General features: G+C 59.7%; 18 protein-coding genes. 12 read left to right on the top strand and 6 right to left on the bottom strand.

The features are described from left to right. The first annotated feature begins 7 nt into the window (after positions 1–7). On the top strand, positions 8–1,264 hold the full coding sequence (gene tyrS, locus HYP802_RS0108360; RefSeq protein ID WP_013946729.1) for a tyrosine--tRNA ligase: 1,257 nt from the start codon (positions 8–10) through the stop codon (positions 1,262–1,264). Between the two features lie 9 nt (positions 1,265–1,273). On the opposite strand, the gene HYP802_RS0108355 is transcribed toward tyrS, so the two are convergent. Continuing rightward, entirely contained in the window at positions 1,274–5,029 is a 3,756-nt protein-coding gene (locus HYP802_RS0108355) for an AsmA-like C-terminal region-containing protein (protein ID WP_024275538.1), read from the bottom strand. Positions 5,030–5,196: 167 nt separating this feature from the next. On the opposite strand from HYP802_RS0108355, the gene bcp reads away from it, so the two are divergent. Continuing rightward, on the top strand, positions 5,197–5,664 hold the full coding sequence (bcp, locus tag HYP802_RS0108350) for a thioredoxin-dependent thiol peroxidase (protein WP_013946727.1): 468 nt from the start codon (positions 5,197–5,199) through the stop codon (positions 5,662–5,664). Positions 5,665–5,900: 236 nt separating this feature from the next. Continuing rightward, a complete protein-coding gene (locus HYP802_RS0108345) occupies positions 5,901–6,440 on the top strand; it encodes a polymer-forming cytoskeletal protein (RefSeq protein WP_013946726.1) in 540 nt (179 codons plus the stop codon). A gap of 128 nt (positions 6,441–6,568) precedes the next feature. Here HYP802_RS0108345 and HYP802_RS0108340 read toward each other — a convergent pair whose 3' ends face one another. The 3 genes from HYP802_RS0108340 to HYP802_RS0108330 form a co-directional block, all read right to left on the bottom strand. Next, on the bottom strand, positions 6,569–7,108 hold the full coding sequence (locus tag HYP802_RS0108340) for a GNAT family N-acetyltransferase (RefSeq protein ID WP_013946725.1): 540 nt from the start codon (positions 7,106–7,108) through the stop codon (positions 6,569–6,571). Positions 7,109–7,148: 40 nt separating this feature from the next. Beyond that, positions 7,149–7,559: a hypothetical protein gene (locus HYP802_RS0108335; RefSeq protein WP_013946724.1), complete on the bottom strand. Its 411-nt coding sequence runs from the start codon at positions 7,557–7,559 to the stop codon at positions 7,149–7,151. Between the two features lie 127 nt (positions 7,560–7,686). Continuing rightward, a complete protein-coding gene (locus tag HYP802_RS0108330) occupies positions 7,687–8,334 on the bottom strand; it encodes a MarC family protein (protein WP_013946723.1) in 648 nt (215 codons plus the stop codon). 239 nt (positions 8,335–8,573) lie between these two features. Here HYP802_RS0108330 and HYP802_RS0108325 point away from each other — a divergent pair, with 239 nt between their 5' ends. After that, positions 8,574–8,846 carry an usg protein gene (locus tag HYP802_RS0108325; RefSeq protein ID WP_029670869.1) on the top strand — a complete coding sequence of 91 codons (273 nt, stop codon included), beginning with the start codon at positions 8,574–8,576 and terminating at the stop codon, positions 8,844–8,846. A gap of 309 nt (positions 8,847–9,155) precedes the next feature. Continuing rightward, positions 9,156–9,344, top strand: a complete 189-nt coding sequence (locus HYP802_RS0108320) for a hypothetical protein (RefSeq protein WP_013946721.1) — start codon at positions 9,156–9,158, stop codon at positions 9,342–9,344. 67 nt (positions 9,345–9,411) lie between these two features. Here the strand turns inward: HYP802_RS0108320 and HYP802_RS0108315 are convergent, their stop codons facing one another. Beyond that, positions 9,412–10,425, bottom strand: coding sequence for a DUF4118 domain-containing protein (locus HYP802_RS0108315; protein WP_024275537.1), 1,014 nt, complete (start codon positions 10,423–10,425; stop codon positions 9,412–9,414). A 248-nt stretch (positions 10,426–10,673) separates the two neighbouring features. Between HYP802_RS0108315 and HYP802_RS0108310 the strand changes: the two genes are divergently transcribed. The 7 genes from HYP802_RS0108310 (at position 10,674) to HYP802_RS0108275 (ending at position 17,129) form a co-directional block, all read left to right on the top strand. After that, positions 10,674–11,054 carry a DUF930 domain-containing protein gene (locus HYP802_RS0108310; RefSeq protein ID WP_013946719.1) on the top strand — a complete coding sequence of 127 codons (381 nt, stop codon included), beginning with the start codon at positions 10,674–10,676 and terminating at the stop codon, positions 11,052–11,054. A gap of 154 nt (positions 11,055–11,208) precedes the next feature. After that, positions 11,209–12,663 (top strand): multicopper oxidase family protein, encoded by a 1,455-nt coding sequence (locus tag HYP802_RS0108305; RefSeq protein ID WP_024275535.1) that lies wholly within the window; start codon positions 11,209–11,211, stop codon positions 12,661–12,663. A 156-nt stretch (positions 12,664–12,819) separates the two neighbouring features. Then, positions 12,820–13,992: an acyltransferase gene (locus HYP802_RS0108300; protein WP_013946717.1), complete on the top strand. Its 1,173-nt coding sequence runs from the start codon at positions 12,820–12,822 to the stop codon at positions 13,990–13,992. A gap of 182 nt (positions 13,993–14,174) precedes the next feature. Beyond that, a complete protein-coding gene (locus tag HYP802_RS22835) occupies positions 14,175–15,791 on the top strand; it encodes an OmpA family protein (protein WP_155831191.1) in 1,617 nt (538 codons plus the stop codon). A 409-nt stretch (positions 15,792–16,200) separates the two neighbouring features. Beyond that, positions 16,201–16,410, top strand: coding sequence for a cold-shock protein (locus HYP802_RS0108285; protein WP_013946715.1), 210 nt, complete (start codon positions 16,201–16,203; stop codon positions 16,408–16,410). Between the two features lie 125 nt (positions 16,411–16,535). Further along, positions 16,536–16,724 carry a hypothetical protein gene (locus tag HYP802_RS0108280; RefSeq protein WP_013946714.1) on the top strand — a complete coding sequence of 63 codons (189 nt, stop codon included), beginning with the start codon at positions 16,536–16,538 and terminating at the stop codon, positions 16,722–16,724. Positions 16,725–16,919: 195 nt separating this feature from the next. Continuing rightward, a complete protein-coding gene (locus HYP802_RS0108275; protein WP_013946713.1) occupies positions 16,920–17,129 on the top strand; it encodes a hypothetical protein in 210 nt (69 codons plus the stop codon). Positions 17,130–17,716: 587 nt separating this feature from the next. Here the strand turns inward: HYP802_RS0108275 and HYP802_RS0108270 are convergent. Continuing rightward, a complete protein-coding gene (locus tag HYP802_RS0108270) occupies positions 17,717–18,334 on the bottom strand; it encodes a GNAT family N-acetyltransferase (protein WP_024275533.1) in 618 nt (205 codons plus the stop codon). Between the last annotated feature and the right edge of the window lie 79 nt (positions 18,335–18,413).

The raw sequence follows: 18,413 nt of genomic DNA, 5'->3' as shown, positions 1-18,413 counted from the left end.
AATTGCAATGACGACACCGAATTCCGAATTTCTTAAGACTATGACCGAGCGCGGATTTTTCCACCAGTGCTCCGACATCGAGGGCCTGGACAAGCTCTCGGCCGATGGCCGTATTGTTGCTTACGTCGGATACGATTGCACGGCGCCGTCTCTCCATGTCGGCTCGCTGATCTCGATCATGATGCTGACCTGGTTGCAAAAGCTCGGCGGCAAGCCCATCGCCCTGATGGGTGGCGGCACGACCCGCGTCGGCGATCCATCCGGCAAGGACGAGACGCGCCAGATGCGCACCATCGATGAGATCGAAGCCAACAAGAACGGCATCAAGCAGGTTTTCGAGAAGTTCCTGAAGTTCGGCGATCAGGGCTCCGACGCCATGATGGTCGACAACGCCGAGTGGCTCGCGCCACTCAACTACATCGACTTCCTGCGCGATGTCGGCCGTCACTTCTCGGTCAACCGCATGCTGACGATGGACTCGGCCAAACTCCGCCTCGAACGCGAACAGGAGCTGTCGTTCATCGAGTTCAACTACATGCTGCTTCAGGCCTATGACTTCGTCGAGCTGAACCGTCGCTATGGCTGCAATCTGCAAATGGGCGGTTCGGATCAGTGGGGCAACATCGTCACCGGCATCGACCTTGGCCGCCGCATGGGCGTGAAGGATCAACTTTATGCGTTGACCTGCCCGCTGCTGACGACGGCGTCGGGTGCCAAAATGGGCAAGACCGCTGCGGGCGCCATCTGGCTCAACGAGGCGCAGCTGTCCGCCTACGACTACTGGCAGTTCTGGCGCAACACCGAAGACGCCGACGTTGCCCGCTTCCTGAAGCTCTTCACGTTCCTGCCGCTCGATGAAATTGCCAGGCTCGAAAAACTGTCGGGCTCCGAGATCAACGAAGCAAAGAAGGTGCTAGCGACCGAAGCCACCGCGCTGCTGCACGGTCGCGACAAAGCCGAAGCTGCCGCCGAAACCGCGCGCAAGACCTTTGAGCAGGGCGCGCTCGCGTCCGATCTGCCGACCATCGAAATCCCGCGAAACGAACTCGATGCCGGCATCGGCATTCTGGTTGCGTTCGTGAAAGCCGGGCTCGTTTCGTCGAACAGCGAAGCGCGCCGGCAGATTCAGGGCGGCGGCCTGAAGGTCAACGATGTAGCCGTCACAAGCGACAAAGCCAGCCTCACCCCAGCCGATGCGAGTGCATCAGGCTTTATCAAGCTGTCGCTCGGCAAGAAAAAACACATCTTGCTGCGACCGCACTAAAGGAGTGGTCTAGTGGTTGGTCGTCGTCGATGACCAGCCATCGACCTGTGCCTCGGCCTTTGGCGCTTTTTTCTTGGCCTTCGACTTTGATCTCTTCGTCTCGGAAGACGGGCTGGGTGATACGACCGGAACCTGCCGCTTGGCGGCATCGCGAACTTGGATGGTCGGGTCCATCGACGTCATCTGGAAGATGTCACGGAAGATGCCCGGCGCAACCAGTGAGAACGGGTTGACGATGACTTGCGGGGCGTTCGTTTGCCCTTGCACCGCGAAGGTCATGCCAAGAACGCCCTCACCCTGCGTGCCTGACAGGATCTGTCCGATCACCGGAATGTCGCCGAGCGCACCGTTGAGGCCTTGCAGCGGAATATACGTGCCGCCGATGTTAACCCGCTTCGTCCGGAAATCGACCTTGCCGCGCAGCGTCGCGCCGAGCAGCGGTCCTTTCAGATAGGCTTCCTGCAACACGAATTGTCCGTAGCCGACGGAAAACGGCGCGCGCATTCTATTGAAATCGAACACTTCGCGCACAACGTGATCGTTGCCGCCGATGGCGGGGCGGCCGCTGTCGGCGCTGCTTGCGAGTTCCGTAATGACGGGATCGCCCAAAATCCTGAAATTATCGACGACGAGAAGGCCGGTCTTTTCTGCCGGTCCCGAACCGTCGAGCGCCACGTCGAGACGCATGCGCCCGCCCTGCATGTTCGGATAGAAGTTGACGAGCTTCATCACCTGCCCGGCATCGCTCGACGTCACGATCAGATGCCGCGAGCCCGTGCTTTTATCAAGTGTCGCAACGAAATTGCCCCCGCCATCGAGCGTTCCCCTGGCGTCCAGGCTCGACAGGTTGCCATTCCGCATTTCGGCTTCCAGCTTGAGATTGCGCAGCGATACATCCGAACTGCCGATGACGTTGGTCAGCGAGATCGAAGCATGGGAGCCGCCCGAAGCAGCCTTTGCCGTGCGATCCGGCCCATCCCCGACGCTGAAGAGCGATTTGAAGAAATTACGGCCGTCGTAATTCGAACCGTTGATGTTGACCGTCCAGAAGTCGTCCTTGCTGCGCGTGCCGTCGATATCGAGTTTCGAAATGACGTTGAGGTTGAGATCGGGAAATTCGAATTCCTTGATCTTGTTGTCCGGGCCGAACACGACCTTGCCGTCAGCCGCGATGTTGTCGCTCAGCACCTTGAAATTCTGCAGCTCCGTGTCGCCGTCAGGCGTCTTCACGACATCCATATCGAGCGACGCCGTCCGGCCGGGCGCCTTGCGCCACTGAAGCTTGTCGAGCGTCATCTCGGCGCCGGTCAGATCCGCATGCACCTTGATTGCAGGCTCCGGCCGATCGCCCTTCTGGTACGTCACCTCGACGGGTACAACGCCGTGCACCATGTTGTTGACGTCGAGCCCGAGCTGCGTCCTGTCTGCCTCGTCAAGCTTGGCGACGATCTTGAGCGGCGGCTGGTCACCGGCATCCGGACCGAGCAGCCGCTGTCCCACGACTTTTGCCGGAACGCCATTGACCAGAAGATCGCCCTTCGCATCGAGCGACGTTGCCGTGAGATTGAGGTCGAGCGAAAAGTTCTGCACGTCGAAGCGCCCGGCAACCTTGCCGAAACGCCCATCCGTAATGCGCGCCTTGCCGGTGATGGCCATGTCGTCGCCGCTGACGCCGTCGTAGAATGGCATTTTAATCAGGAACTGCGCATTGACCTTGCCTTCGCCGGCTTTCGGCAACGGTGAAGCATCGCGAACGGCTTTGATCGGAAGCTGCTCAAGCGCTTCGATGAAGGGACCGAGATCACCGGTCGCTGCGAGCGCGATCTCGCCGTTCGGACGCGGCGACAGAATATTGTCCGTCGTCATGCTTCCATCTTTGAGCGGCACCTGCTTCCCGTCCGGCAGTGTCAGTGTTCCTTCTGGGACGGCAACCGACAGGATATTGTTTTCCAGATGGATCGAAGCCTTGGGAGCCGCGATAGGCGGGATACCCGGCAGCGTCGTAAGGACGACATTCTCCGCCTCGAAATCGGCATTGGCCTGTTCCGTTGCGGTCTGCACAGTGCCGGGCTCGATGCCACCGACGTCACCGTTTGAAAACTTCAGTGTCCCGCCTTTGAAATCGACGGACTTCACATTCTCGCCGAACCACTCGCGCGGCCCGGTCGCCACCGCCCGCGGCCATAGCGCCTTGAGCGTGTTGAGCGGCATCGGCGAAACATGGAACTCCGCCGACATGCTCTGGCCCTGTGGCCCAGCTTGCATCTTCGCTTTGACCGTCGCCTCGCCGCCACCGCCCGCGAGTTGAAATTCGCTTAGATCGACGGAACCACGCCGCGGAACGATCGTACCGGTCGCGTTCCACTTGTCGATGGTGACGGGGGGAACTTTGAACTCGGGCGCTTCAAAGACACCATTCTTGCCGTCGAGACTGAACTGCCACGTCGGCGGCTCCGTCCCCTTGGCCACATCCGCCATGTTGCCGGTAAACATGATCGTGCCATCGGCCCATTTGACCGGGCTCGGCTTGAGCTCCCAGCGCTTCTGCTTGCCGTCGTAGGCAAGCTTGAAGATACCGGCCGTAACGTCCATCGGCTGAACCATATAGGGCAGCCGCGCCCGGCCTTTGCCGACTTCGACAGAAAGGTCCGCGGCTTCGATGTTGCCGACCGTCGAAAGGTCTACGGTCGCGTCGCCCGAAACCGGAAATTCGAAGTTTCCGAGAAGCGCGAGCGGCGGCGCAGCCGATGCCAGCGTCGACGGCACCAGACCGCGCACGGTCGCTTTGACCTCGAGCCGGCCCATCTGTTCGCTTTCGTCCGTCAGGAACGAGAGCGACCATGGCCCGCGCGCAGACGCGACGGTGGCGCGCCCCGAAATCACGCTGCGCTTGGCCGCATGATCGAAATCGACACTGGCCTCGTCGATCCGCCAGGAGCTGCGCTGTCCTTCGTAATCGACGACGACGGTGGCGTTCGAGATGCCGAATTCCGTCAGGTAGGACGTCGCATCGAGACGTTGCCGCGCCCGCCGCGAAGACTCGGTCAGCATTTTCGCGAGATTGACTTTCGTGCCCTTCGCGCCGTGCTGTGGCACGATCGTCGTACCGGAGACCACGGCAGGCGCCTCGCCCGTCGCTGGCTGCACTCCTGTGTCAGTTCCGGGATGCAGCGGCATCGGTTTGGGAATGGCTCGCTCGAACACAAACCCGGATTGCTCCGAATAGGCGAGCGCAATAATCGGATCAATCAACTCGATGCGGGCCGGCACGATGCGGCCCCGCATCAACGCCCCCATCGAGATATTCACGGCCGCGAGCGGCGACGACAGCACGACATCGCCGCCCTTTTCGAGCACGCTGACATCCCGCAGACGAAATTCGAGCTCTCCCGTCTGCCCAAGCCGCAACTCCGCGCCATCGATCTTCACCGAGCTGGTAACGAGTTCAGCGTTGATCCCCTGCTCAATCGGAGCGACGACGAAATCGAACGCGATCGGGCCGTGGCGCAAGCGCACATACAAGACGCCAATAGCGATCGCCGCGAGCAGCGTAAGCGGCATCACGAGATAGAACATGACGCGGCACCCGCGAAAGAAATGCTTGGCGCCCTTCGCCATCGCAGTGTCTTTCCGCGGCATGGGCGGCGGCGAGGCCGAGACCTCGCGCTGCGGGATGGCCGACAGGCGTTGCGAAGCGTTTTGCTGCGCGTTTTGGTCAGCGCCGCGCCGAACAGCAGCGCGCCCGCCGGTTACCGGTCTCGTCAACTCCGCTCCTCAAAACCCCCAACCGGCCAGTTGCGGGCCGGTCACCCGTACTGTAGCTCGGAACGAACAGAAAATGCTTTCAATAGAAGGTCTAAACTCTCTGGCCCCCTCTCAGGCATAAAGCCAGCTACAAGGGTCAAAAACGACAAAAGAAAGGCACTTTCAAGATGATCGAGGACGGCAAAAAGGCGCCCGACTTCACGCTTCCCGACGACACTGGGGAAAAGGTCCGCCTCTCCAAGCTCAAGGGCCACCCGGTGGTCGTTTATTTCTATCCCAAGGACGACACCTCGGGCTGCACACAGGAGGCCAAGGACTTCACCTGCCTCGCCGACGATTTCGCCGCGGCCGGAGCAGAGCTGCTCGGCATTTCACCCGACAGCCCGACCAAACACCAGAAGTTCAAGGCGAAACACGAGTTGTCCATCCGCCTGCTCGCCGACGAGCAGAAAGAGGTCGCTCAAGCCTATGGCGTATGGGTCGAAAAATCGATGTACGGGCGCAAATACATGGGAATCGAGCGTTCGACGTTCCTCATCGACGGCAGCGGCAAGGTCGTCAAAAGCTGGCGCAAGGTGAAGATACCGGGACATGCCGAAGAAGTTCTGGCGGCCGTGCGCGCGCTCAAAATATAACCATACTGCGCATAATCATTACGACCGTTGATCTTCCGCCACACTTCTCGCTCAAGAGAGTGCCTTGCGACGTCGCGCCGGGGAATTTCCGGTGGAAAGCCTCGGGCGACACGGTGGACCAACGTTGGAAAAGTGCTACGCGAATCAAACGCGCTCGTCGCAAAGCGATGATGTGATGCGTTGAGTCGTTTCGGGTGCGGATTGTTGCTTAAGTTGTGTCAGAGGGAAGTCCGAGCATGTTGCCAAATTTCCGCCGTTCCGAGCCTGAGTTGTCGAAGTCCCCGACGCTGGCATCCGCTACATCTGAAACGGCCACGCCGACGCCTCCCGCCCCGGTGTTTCAGCCCCGTCCATTCCTGACCGTTCCCCGCGCCGCCGCCGAGGGTCCGAAATCGGTCTCGGTGATTGGCGCCGACCTCACCATCACCGGCAATCTCATCTGCAAAGGTGAAGTCCAAATCGACGGCATCGTCGAAGGCGACATCGAAGGCAGCAATGTCGTCATCGGCGAGGAAGCCACGATAAGAGGCAGCATCACCGGAGATGAAGTCATCGTCCGCGGCCACGTCGTCGGAACCGTCCGCGGCAAGCGCGTGATGCTGCAGACCACCAGCCAGGTCGAAGGCGACATTTTCCATCAGTCGCTGTCGATCGAACAGGGCGCCTTGTTCGAAGGCAAGTCGCGCCGCACCAAAGACGATCCGCGCACGGCAGAAATCAAGGCGGAGCCAATCGGCTTTGTCATCCCAGCGCAGCCGCCTGAATTGCCGAACTGAGAGATCACAAAAGTTTACACGACCCCAAACCCCCAGAGGCCCTTCCCCCAGAGGGCTTAACTTCACCTTTCCGGCCGCCTGTTTGTACCGCTTAGTCGGCGGCCGGAAAGGCTTTCAAATCCCAATTTTCACAAGCTGCGCGCCAAGAAGACGAGGCTACCATCCGGCCCGGCCCGCGCCACCTCCTCAAAGCCGTTCCGATTGTAGAAGCTGACGTTCGCAGCCCCCACGCTCGTCACGACGTGCACGCCGGGCACACCCGCCGCCTGGGCATCGACGATAAAACAACTAATCAGCCGCCCCCCGATCCCTCGATTGCGAAACTCGGGGCTGATGTTGACGTGGAGATGCGCCGGATAGCGCTTCGTCTGCGCGCCGAGCATCGCGAAATACGGAATATCGGCAAACCGCGGCGTCTTCGCCGGATCGTCGATCGCGCCGACGAGATAGCCGATGATCCTGCCGCCGCCATCCCGCGCCAAATATGCAAACGCCGGATCGTGGACCAGATAACGTCCCAGCCACCGCTCGCGGAACGCAGCTCGTGCTGCGTCGCTCGGAAACGTTTTCGTATTGCTCGATTCAAAAAAGATGCGGTCGATCTCGGCCACCCTTTCAGGCGTCAGATCGATATCGCGGTATCGGCAAATCGAAACGGTCTCGGACATCCCTGCGCCTTAGCACACGGCGCGAAAGTCCACATCCCAATCAACCGGCAGCGTCGACCGCCGCCACGAGCTGTCTGCGGAACGTCGGCGGCAGGTCATACGGAATAGCCTGCTTGAACGGCGGCACATCGTTCGACGCCTTGACCGTCGGGTTCGGCGAAATCGTGCTCGCCGGATTTGCCCCGCCGTAGTTCGGGCTGAACGGCTGGCTCGGATCGTCCGGCAATTGCCGGATCGTTGCTGCAGGTGCGGCCTGCACCGGCAAACCATCACTCTCCATCTGCACGGCCGGCCCCTGCGCAACGTAAGCCGTCGGCGTCGCACTCGCGGAATAGCCGTTGCCTGTATTGGCGCATCCGCCCGCCGAAAGAGCTGCCGCTCCGGCTGCAAAAGATGCAAGCACCGCGCGCACGGACGGAGCCGCCGGACGGTGAAAAGAAAACGCGGACATCACATACGCCTTCGTCAACGCAACAAACGCTACGCAAGTTCAACAGTTGTCCGGGATTGAAACAGCCAGGCGTTAAAGGCGCCCTAACGGCCGCCAGCTTTTGAAGCCGCTCGGGTTGCCGAGGTCTCTAAGAAAGCTTGGCTGCAGCCGGGATCAGCCCCGACGCCAGGATGCCATTGAACAGCGCCTGCACCGCAATCGCCGCCAGCAGAATTCCGAACACGCGAATGAGCACCCGTTGCGCCGTGATACCGAGGACGTGGTTGAGTTGATTGGCCATCATCAGCAGGACCAGCGTGATGATCATCACCACGACAAGGGTGATGGCGACGACAGCCAACCCCAGCGGCTCGCCGTGGACGTTGGCGGCCAGCAGGATACCTGCGCTCATTGCGCCAGGTCCTGCGAGCAACGGCGTCGCCAGAGGAAAAACCGCAACGTCATCGCGCGATTGTGCTTCCGCACCTTCCGGAGCCGTAAGTTTTATCGATCCGCCCGGCCGCGCAAAAATCATGTCGAGCGCAATCAAGAGCAGGATCACGCCGCCCGCCGCCTGCAGCGCCGCCAGTGATACGCCGAGCTGGCTGAGGATCGGACCACCCAGCAGCGTAAAGAACGCCAAAATACCGGAGGCGATCAGCGTCGCCCGCACCGCAATCGCTTGACGCTCGGCATAGGCCATCTTTGGCGTCAGCGTCGCAAATAACACCGCGGCTTCGATTGGACCGACCGTTGCAAAGAACGTCGTGAAACTTTTGAGGGCAATCTCAAGCATCCGGCGACGCTACCTTCCAATCGAAACAGCCATCGGCACAGCCGTTGACGCACATCCAGTCAGCGGTCCGCACAGCACTTCGGCAGAAACCGCCAGCACTCGAATAATGCGTTTGCTAACAATGTATTTTCGCACATCTTCGCAATGGACAAGGAACGAATCTCACTTGATCATCATCATTCTAGGGAGGGCGCCCAATCACCTAATTCAAAGGAGATTGCTACGTGACCGAACGGGAAATGTCTTGCGATAACGGTTTCCGGGCTCAACTTGCAGGGTTCAGCCTGACGACCGCTGAAATCCTCTACCGTCTTCCGGACCATCCTTCGCTGCTGCAAAGCTATATCTGGCAGGAATACGACGCCGCGCCGCGTTTTCCGAAACTCAAATCGTTCCTCGATTTCTGGGTCGCCAAGCTCGAAGGCAAACTTTATCGCGTGACCGTAGCCCATTCCGAATTAATAAGGCCGCGCGAATTACGGCTCATTGGATCGGAATTGAAGCTGCATTGAGTTGGGCGTTCGCGAGTGCGAGAGAGCGCGCCTTATATCTGCGGCAGAACGATGAACGAAAGCGGTCGGCCTTTCCGACCGCCACAATGAGCGCGCGTCTCTCCGCCTCTGCCCGCAGAACGAAATCGACTTTACAAAAGGGTAAGTACCTCCTCCTTACCGCTTCGGTTTAGCTTCGCGCCGTCGCACGAAATATTTCATTGGGTGGGACTAGATCGCAGCCGACACACACTTGGATCTGCGTTGGCGGGGCATCTCGCAAGCAGCGCGCTCCAGGCTGTCTCGACGGGATCAATTGAGGAGAAAATCATGAAGTTTTTTCTGGCAGTCGCCACAGTGGCGACATTCGCTCTGGGCTCTCAAATCGCAAATGCCGCTCCGAGCGTCGCTGCGCTCGACGGCATTCACGGCTCAAGCCTCGTTCAGAAGACGGGCTACTATCATCGCCATCGCCATTGCGTATGGCGCCACGGCCACCGCCACTGCTGGTGGCGCTGAGCTTCGGTCAATCCGAAACTCAGTTCTTGAGGCGGCGCGCAAGCGCTGCCTCTTTTTTTGGGAATTTTTATTTCTCTGTTTTGACAGGAATGACGACGACCACGGCCATGCCCGGCGACCTCGGCTCAAACGAAAGATCGCCATTGAGCTGAGCTGCGAGCATGCCCATCAGACGGTTGCCGATCCCGCCGTTCGTGACGGTTTCGCTTCCCACGCCGTTGTCCGCGATGGTGAGCGTGTACTCCAATCCGACGCGTCGAAAATAGACCGTAATATGCCCTTGGCGCTGTTCTGGAAACGCGTGCTTGCAGGCGTTGGTAACAGACTCGTTGATGATCAGCCCAAGCGGCACAGCCTTTTCCAGGCTAATCGAATGGCTTTCGACCTCGCAATCGAGCGCGATTGGCCGCATCGCCAGCCGCGAGAGGCGAAGATCGGCGCACAGCTCGCCGATATACGCCCGGGTATCGACGACGACCCGATCGTTTTGAAGCTCCAATCGGCGATGCACCCGCGCAATCGTCTGAACACGTTCCGCCGCGGATGCCAGCGCCTCACGCGCCTCGGGGTTGGCGGACCGAGACTGAAGATTGAGCAACGTCACGACATTGGCAAAGTCATTGCGCGTGCGATGAGCAAGCTCATTCAGCAGCAAATCGCGATCCCGGACAGTATCGCGCGCCTCCTCTTTTTCCATCGCCAGCGCCACAAGCCCGCTATGAAGGGCTTCGACAACGGACGAAATCGCAAAACCGATGACGATAAAAAGGACCAATCCGCCTTGATCGCGTGCCTGCAGAATGTCGAGCGAATGGTGTGGCGACAGAAAAAAGAAGACGCAGGCCATCGCGCTCAATATGGTCGCAAGAAATCCGTTCCCACGGTCGAACAACATCCCGCAAACGAATACGACGGGAATGAAGGTCAGAAACGGATATCGATCGACCGTTGAGCCATCCAACGCGAGTTGCACCAAAACCGTTAGCGCCACGAGAAGCACTGTGATTGCGTAGCGCAGCACCTTCGGAATGGTGCGAGCAGCAAGCGCAGCCCGGTGAATAGTAGCGACCCATGTATCCATGCGGATTAATACGCACCGGCGGCCGAAATCGTTCAAGTGCTCATATAGACCGTTCGAACAATCGTCCCGCAATGCAACCGAGGGCGCCCCAGCCGCGTTAACGCCGATCAGCGTCGGATTTTCCCTTCCCGAAGCCACGAGAGCCCTGTCCACACTACGCCCCGTGCCGGCATAACTTTTTTGACGCCAGCGACGAGGGGCGTTAAGTCGGGTCCGTCCGCAGCGTGACGCGCGACGAGGGAGGGGAAATGCATCTGTGGTTGCGACTATTGGCACTCATCGGCTTGATTACGCCGGCATCTGCGGCGTCCATGGACAAGACGCTGATGAAGCTCGAACCTGAAGAACGTGCGCATCAGGCGTGCATTCTGCGCGGCATGGACACGCTCAAGCGCGCCAAAAAACTGAAAAAGATCGACCGGCTGAAAACGAGCATTCTTTCCCGAGCGACATTCGACGGTGCTACCGTAGTCGCCAAGGGCGCGGCCGTTCGAGCCGACGGCCACTGGTACCGGCTCAAGTTCACCTGCACGGTTGGCGAAAACCAGATGACAGCCACATCCTTTACGTACGATCTCGGGACCGAAATTCCGGAAGACCGCTACGAAGACCTGGGGCTCTGGAAATAATGGCAATCAACCCGATGCAGCCCCACGCCCACACGGACGATTGTTTCATGTCAAAACCGCGGATCGCCGATCTATACGAGGCTATTGAGTAATCGTTCGCACATTTGGCAAACTCGCGAACGAGCTTCGTATTGCTGCCTTCACGAGAAATGCCATGCTCCTCAATCGCCGCACGGTCATCACATCGGCTCTGGCAACTGCCGCGGCTGGCTTGCTCCGCACGCCGACCTTTGCTGCCGAAACGCCCGCTACGGTCTTAAGGTTGCAGCGACGTGAAATCGATATGAATGGCAAGTCCGCCTCGGTTTATCGCATCGCCCAGCCAAACGGCGTAAGCGGATTGACGACCGGGATTGGCGAGCGCTTTCGCGTGCGCGTCGAGAACCAGATCGACAAGCCGAGCCTCATTCACTGGCACGGCTTGACCCCACCCTGGCAGCAGGATGGCGTCCCCGGCATCTCATCCCCCGCCATTCCGCCTGGCGGCAGCGCCGACTACGATTTTCCGCTGAATTTTGGCGGCACTTTCTGGATGCACTCGCATCAAGGCTTCCAGGAACAACTTCTGATGACGGCGCCGCTCATCATCCACGACCAGCGCGATACGAAAGACCAGCAGGAGGTCGTGCTGATGCTGCACGACTTCAGCTTCAAGTCGCCTGAAGAGATTTACGCATCCCTGCGCAAGCCGGGCAACATGAGCGGAATGGCGATGCGTGGTATGGATATGTCCGGCATGGACATGAAGGACATGTCGACGCCCGGCATGCAGATGGGCAAAACCGGTGCGCACGCAGTGCCGGACCTCAACGACGTAACGTATGACGCGTTTCTCGCCAACGACCGCACGCTGGCCGATCCCGAGGTGATTAAGGTAGAACCCGGCGGACGCGTCTTGCTGCGCGTCATCAACGGCTCGTCGATGAGCAATTTTCACCTCGATCTCGGCGCACTCTCCGGCAAACTGATTGCCGTCGATGGCTTGCGCATCCAGCCCGTATCGGGACAGCGTTTCCCGATAGCGGTCGCGCAACGCCTCGATATCGAGCTTACGATACCGGCCGGCGCCGCAGCGCATCCCGTTCTTGCCATCCTCGAAGGCGCGGCAAAGCAGACCGGCATCGTGCTCTCGGCAGGTGCGGCAACCGTCTCGCGCATTCCCGATCAGGCTGCACAGCCTTCACCCGCATTGACGCTCGATCTGGAACGCAATCTGAAAGCACTCGATCCGCTCGCCCCTCGCAAGCCTGATCGCGTCCACACCATCAACCTGACAGGCGATATGGCGACCTACGTCTGGTCGATTAACGGCGTGCCCTGGACGAAGGATGTGCCGCCGCTTGCCATTGCTCAAGGCGAGCGCGTCGAGCTGATCATCATCAACAAGAACCCGATGCCGCATCCGATGCACCTTCATGGCCATCCGTTCCAGGTCGTGGAAATCGACGGCCAGCGCTTTTCTGGTGCCAAGCGCGATACGGTCCTCGTTCCCGAGAACGGCCGTGTCGTCGTCGCGTTTGATGCCAACAATCCCGGCTGGTGGGCGTTCCACTGCCATCTGCTCTATCACATGGCAGCAGGCATGTTCACGACGCTGCGATATGTTTAACGGACGCGGTCTGCGGATCGCTCTCCGAATGGAGTAGCACGCCGCAAGCTTTCGGAACGTATACGCCGTAATTAGCCTTTTCGGCGGAATGTCGAGGGCCCGAATCTTGCGCTACCCTTCAAGTTGGCCGCAAAAGCCAAATTCCGGGGGCCTTTCATGCGCGCCCACATATATCCGCTTGACGCAGTCCGCTTTTTTGCAGCGCTCTGCGTCATGCTCTTTCATCTGAGCTTTTACGATTGGGCGTCGACGAACTCCGTCGTCGGCCAAATGTTCGCATCCGCGACGTCCTTTCCGCAGGCTGCGCCCTATACATCGTTCGGCTGGGTCGGCGTCGAGATATTCTTCGTCATTTCCGGCTTTGTGATCGCCAATTCCGCCAACAATTCATCGCCGATTGCGTTCGTCAAAAGCCGGGTGCTCAGACTCTATCCAGCCGCATGGCTTTCCATTTGCTTCACAGTTGCAGCGTGGCTTCTCGTCGGAGGCGTGTCGGGACGTCACCTTAGCGGAGAATTCTTGCGCTCCATCACGCTTTGGATTTTCGGACCATGGGTCGATGGCGTCTACTGGTCGCTCGCTGTGGAATTGGTGTTTTACGCGATCATCTTTTTCCTTCTACTCAGCAGCCGGTTCGATTGTCTAACGCATGTGGCGTGGGCGTTGACGACGATCTCGGCGGCATTTCTGATTTCCGTTAGTTTCTTTCCCAACGCCTACAGATCCCATCTTGGCTGGCACATCGTGGCGTATTCGGACGTGCTGCAGCTCCGATACGGATGTTTTTTCGCTTTCGGCATCTGGATGTGGCTTTTCTCAAGGCGCACATTGGGAATGCCCAACGTATTCGGCCTGGTTTCCGCATTTGCGATCTGCATTCTCGAAATCGTCGGCCGTTCGCGAGATATGGCAAAATGGGAAGTTCACCCCGGTGTTCCAGTTTCGCAGGTACTGCCAGCAGCTGTATGGATCGGCACCATAATGTTTATGCTGGTGATCGTCCGAGACGACAAGCGCTTCACACCATTGTCGCCCAGGCTGCAAAATGCCTTCAAGAACCTGGGGCTGATGACGTATCCGCTTTATCTCATTCATTCCGTCGTCGGGGCCTTCTTGATCCGAGTGATGGTGCGATCTGGAATAAATCCTTGGATTGCTTTGACGATCGCTGTTCTGTCGATGCTGTCGATAGCTTACGAAGTTTCGCTCTATGGCGAGCCGCCCGTTCGCAGACTGTTGCGCGCAGCATGGGAGCGTGGCGAAGCCAGCCTGCGGAGTGTGCAATCGGCGGCGTTCCTGTTCAGATCCGGCGGCCGTATCGCGACGTAGAACCCTACGCACGTGAACCCGGAGCCGGGACACACGATGCGCTACGAGAATAAATTTTTACCTGGGAATATTGGCGGCCGATCGCGCCGCCTCGCTAACCAAAGGCTTTGAAACCCATCGCGGCCTGCCGCGCGCTTTGATTTAAGATCGACAAATCGCCCCTCGATGGACGCAGCAGTACGGTGACACGGACAACGACCATAATTCTCATCCTGCTCTCGACGCTATTTGCTTGCGCAGCGTCGGCTGGAGAAGTGGCCTACACGTGCAATTATCAGCTTGGCTCCGAAGCGGAAGCGACCCGAAGAAAAATCGGATCCGCCATCATCGCCATCAACATTGCCGCCAAAACCGCCAGGGTCGATTTCGGCAAGGGCTGGTTCAAGACGATGTCACTTTTGGTTGACGGCACGGACGTTAAGGAAACGTCTCCGCCAGCAAGCGGCGATGAACTCGGTTTTTTCTATTTCGACTTGGCAGCCAACAGCGGCGGCTTTTCGGGTGGCGGTAAAAATCGCGAATTTTTCGACTCGTGCGTGCGCGCCAAAATCTCTGACATTGTCGCCCAATCGAACCGAGCCGCGGGCGCCCCACGACAATCAGAGCCAATTCCAGGCCAGACGGCACCGCCATCTACTCAGAAGGCCGAGCCGAACATCGAACCAAAGCTCGCCGCTAAACCTGAGCCAAACGAGGCAGCACCGCCGTCGCCGCTGTCAACGTCGCCAAACATGCCTTCCGCACCTGCGGCGACGGACGAAGCGAAGACTGAAGAGAAGGATCACAAAAACCTCGCGGCGATTACTTCCCCGCCACTGCCGAACTCCATCTCCGGGCCGGAAAAGAATGCGGCTGAGCCGCTCTCCGCCGCTCCCCCGCCAAGCCTCGCTGCCGCGCCTCCACCCTCGGCACAGCCGACGACCGGCGACGAACACGCCACCGCCGGCTCGGCAAAGGCATCCGAGCCGCCGTCGGAACCACGTTCCGTTGAATCGCCCACAAGCGCACCTGAGCCAGCGCCTGCCACGCCACCCACAAGCGTGCCCGCCTCGCCTCCTCCGGCCGACGCCCAGACCGCGGCCGACTATAGAGGTAACATCAGCGGCTCTGCGAAAGCGCCGACGGCGCAAGCGGAGCCGAGCGCAACTGTCGAACCCGAGAAAAATGCGACGGAAGCGACACCCGCCACACCACCGCCAAGCGCCTCAATAGCAACTGCCGATACCGCGCAGGCTCCTGCAGCAAGTACCGGCACAGAAGAAAAGCCGTTGCTACACGCCCCGCCGTCGCCGAGCGCGTCCACTGAACCTGCTGTCACCATACAGACCCCAGCGGCAAACCCTGGAGCAGAGGAAAAACCGTCGCCAACCGCCGCCCCGCCGCCATCCGCCGAGTCGACCGTCGCCGCCGTACCTGGCGTCGAACCCTGCCGGGAAACGCTCGATAGCGAAATCCATGCCGCAGCGATAACGTTCGCGAATGCCAGCGCGATCCTCTCGAACGATAGCGTCGCCGAACTCAAAAAAATTGCCGAGATCGCCCGCAGTTGCACGAACGTGGCAATAGAGGTTAGCGGTCACACCGACACTTTCGGCACCCGCCTCGGCAATCGTGAGTTGTCGCAGCGTCGAGCCGATGCCGTCGTTGGCGTGCTCGTTAGCGCGGGCGTCCCAGCCGAGAAATTGCGCGCCGTCGGGTACGGACAGGATCAACCGATCGCATCCAACGCCACGGCCGCAGGTCGCCGTCTGAACCGCCGCGTAGAATTCCACATCACACCCGCCAAGACGTCGGGCTGAGCGTTCATCTCCACAGACACAGCGTTTAACGTAGCGCGCAAGCTTCTATTTGCCGTGGGGCTCCAACAGCGGAATATGCGGCGCTGCCGTCCGCGGCATCAGGCCCGCGCGACGCGGATCGTCCGTCACCTCGGCCACCTAACCGTTAAAGATTGCGATCGTCCCACCAAGGCAAACCCTTAGATCAAGGGCTTTGCAACGTCCGATTGGAAACACGTTTTTGCGCGCTGAACCGATTGCGCTTGCATAGAAGCAGCATTTTTTCTATTGTTTCTCCGTTCGAGCTTCGCTGAAAATGACTTGGCCTCGCCCGCGAAGTGCGCGCCTGACCGACGACCTTCCCAACAAATCTCGACTGTCAGTCCCGGCATTGTCGGGAATAATCGCGCATAAACTAAGGATTTTACCTATGCAGACTGGTACCGTGAAATGGTTCAATGGCCAAAAAGGCTACGGCTTCATCCAGCCGGATGATGGCGGCAACGACGTTTTCGTGCACATCAGCGCCGTCGAGCGTGCGGGCATGAACGGCCTTAACGAAGGCCAGAAGGTTTCGTTCGATGTCGTAGCTGACCGCCGCAGCGGCAAGTCGTCGGCCGACAACCTGCGCGCCGCCTGATCTCCATAAAGATCGGGACCTGGCCAGCCCCTGCTGGCCTCGAACACGAACCGGATCAACGAAACCCGCGTCTGCTCGGCCAGCCGCGGGTTTTTGTTTGCCCGTCAAAATCAAGGAACGATTTCATGGCTATGCCCCGGAAAGACCTGTCGAGTGCAGCAACCGTTAAGCTGCGGAAGGCTCAGGAAGCATCGCAAGCGATGAAAGACCACGAAGCGGAACGCCAAGCCGTTCGCGCCAAGACTGAACGACTTCGCGCCGAGCGGCTCGCCCGGGAAGCAGCCAATCCCCCCGCGACGAAGAAGAAGCGATAACGTAGCAGACTTTCCAACACCCCCAGGCGCCGCCTCCCGCAACACCAACTGGCGCTCACGCCCATCGTCATTCGTCGGAACCTCCCGGCGCTTACACCGGCTTGTTATAAATCTGGGATAAGGGGCGCGGACGGCTGAACTCGTCCGCCAGCGGATGAGTCTCAGACGCTCAAACCGCATTTGGGGGTCCACCTTATGAATTCGAAATTCCTGCTCGCCATCGCAACGATGGCGATCGCATTCGCCGCGACGTCCGCTGCCGAGGCCGGCAAAGCCAAGAAGGCCACGAAGCATCACGGCCATCACAAGACCCATCACGTGAAGGGCTGGAAATCGTGCAAGGGCACGTATCAGTATCTCAAGGGCGGCAAATGCCTGGACGCCCGCAAGAAGCCGTCGAAGTGATGATTTTTTCGACGCTCTAAGCGACGGCACACACCCGCGATCGACGGCCGGTGGAAACGGTCATGCGCCGACGGCCGGCTCGTGGAACGCGTGTCGGTTGCGCGGCCGACGTCCGAAGAAAGACGCAAAAGCAAGCGCCATCGGCGGCCGGCTCCGCGTAGCGGAGTCGCCGATGGCAAACGCAACAAGGGCCAGGGCGGCGGGGCCTCGCTCTCATATCTTATTGTACTTCGGATGCAGCCTTCGCCGCCCCGGGACAGTGCCAAGTCTTGTTCATGCACCCAGCGGCGGCCGAACCGGCATTCCGGGGCACTCGCAACCTGAAAGGAAGCGAGCTTCCTTTCGAGCCGTGAACCCACCATCCTCCCGTGCATCTCGAGTTGGAGCGGGAGTTGAACCGCGATACCACGCCATGGTGGTCCGCTCGCGGCCGGCAGGGATCCCCAGGCGCGCCGATATCGCTGGCGGCCCGGCACGCTCCCATCCGCACGCAAAACCCCATGCTCGAGTTTCGCGCCCTTGCAAGTCGCGGCGGGATGAGAGGGAGTATGCGGGCGCGCGCCAGAGCGGGGATAAGTTTTTTTCCGTCACCGCTCCAACAAAGGAATTTGCGGCGCGGCCGTTCGCGGCAGCAGGCCAGCGAGGCGCGGATCGTTCTCCACCTCGACCATGAAGGCATAGGGTCGAAAGCCGGACCGCCGATAGAATGCCAACGCGCCCGGATGATCGAAGCTGCAGGTGTGCAGCCACAGCCTGCGAATGGGATGCGCCCACGCCGCGTCGATTGCGAAATCCATCATGAACCGGCCCGCGCCTTTGCCGATGGCTTCTTTGACGACGCCGAACCACGTAATCTCGCACTCTTGATCTTCACGAAAATCCAATTCGAGCAGACCGATGCGCGCGTCGCCGTCGTTCAGGACAAAAACCTCGATGCCCGGATCGCTGAGGACGGCCGCCAAGGCATCGTCGGCCAGCCGGAGGCGCGACCACCACAACCAATCTTCACCGACGGCGCGGAACAACGCGCGATAAGCATCGAGATCGGGGGACCTCCATCGCGATATCGCAAGCGATGACGAGCCATTCGTGGCGCGCGAGGGCGTCGGTCGCTCGCACATCTCGACGAATGTCACGGCATTGACCAGCTTCCCCGCCGGTATCGGCGAATAGCCGTCTGGAAGGTGAGGATTAGGAGTTTTCATCGCGGGAGGGTATGGCGGAACGCGAAAGCGCGGGCAACGCGTCCAGCAGTCTCGGCAGACGGCGGGCTTAGACCTTTAA

The organism is Hyphomicrobium sp. 802 (genome assembly GCF_000526135.1).
In the GTDB taxonomy this organism is placed as follows: Bacteria; Pseudomonadota; Alphaproteobacteria; order Rhizobiales; family Hyphomicrobiaceae; genus Hyphomicrobium_B.
Note: the sequence above shows the minus strand (reverse complement) of the source record. Positions and strands in the feature narration are given on the sequence as shown.

Excerpts from the sequence above, each read along its gene's own strand:
- HYP802_RS0108330 (WP_013946723.1), bottom strand. The coding sequence starts at position 8,334 with ATGCTTGAGATTGCCCTCAAAAGTTTCACGACGTTCTTTGCAACGGTC.
- HYP802_RS0108325 (WP_029670869.1), top strand. The coding sequence starts at position 8,574 with ATGTCTTGCGATAACGGTTTCCGGGCTCAACTTGCAGGGTTCAGCCTG.
- bcp (WP_013946727.1), top strand. The coding sequence starts at position 5,197 with ATGATCGAGGACGGCAAAAAGGCGCCCGACTTCACGCTTCCCGACGAC.
- HYP802_RS0108285 (WP_013946715.1), top strand. The coding sequence starts at position 16,201 with ATGCAGACTGGTACCGTGAAATGGTTCAATGGCCAAAAAGGCTACGGC.
- HYP802_RS0108270 (WP_024275533.1), bottom strand. The coding sequence starts at position 18,334 with ATGAAAACTCCTAATCCTCACCTTCCAGACGGCTATTCGCCGATACCG.
- HYP802_RS0108320 (WP_013946721.1), top strand. The coding sequence starts at position 9,156 with ATGAAGTTTTTTCTGGCAGTCGCCACAGTGGCGACATTCGCTCTGGGC.
- tyrS (WP_013946729.1), top strand. The coding sequence starts at position 8 with ATGACGACACCGAATTCCGAATTTCTTAAGACTATGACCGAGCGCGGA.
- HYP802_RS0108335 (WP_013946724.1), bottom strand. The coding sequence starts at position 7,559 with ATGTCCGCGTTTTCTTTTCACCGTCCGGCGGCTCCGTCCGTGCGCGCG.
- HYP802_RS0108340 (WP_013946725.1), bottom strand. The coding sequence starts at position 7,108 with ATGTCCGAGACCGTTTCGATTTGCCGATACCGCGATATCGATCTGACG.
- HYP802_RS0108345 (WP_013946726.1), top strand. The coding sequence starts at position 5,901 with ATGTTGCCAAATTTCCGCCGTTCCGAGCCTGAGTTGTCGAAGTCCCCG.
- HYP802_RS0108315 (WP_024275537.1), bottom strand. The coding sequence starts at position 10,425 with ATGGATACATGGGTCGCTACTATTCACCGGGCTGCGCTTGCTGCTCGC.
- HYP802_RS0108280 (WP_013946714.1), top strand. The coding sequence starts at position 16,536 with ATGGCTATGCCCCGGAAAGACCTGTCGAGTGCAGCAACCGTTAAGCTG.
- HYP802_RS0108300 (WP_013946717.1), top strand. The coding sequence starts at position 12,820 with ATGCGCGCCCACATATATCCGCTTGACGCAGTCCGCTTTTTTGCAGCG.
- HYP802_RS0108310 (WP_013946719.1), top strand. The coding sequence starts at position 10,674 with ATGCATCTGTGGTTGCGACTATTGGCACTCATCGGCTTGATTACGCCG.
- HYP802_RS0108305 (WP_024275535.1), top strand. The coding sequence starts at position 11,209 with ATGCTCCTCAATCGCCGCACGGTCATCACATCGGCTCTGGCAACTGCC.
- HYP802_RS0108275 (WP_013946713.1), top strand. The coding sequence starts at position 16,920 with ATGAATTCGAAATTCCTGCTCGCCATCGCAACGATGGCGATCGCATTC.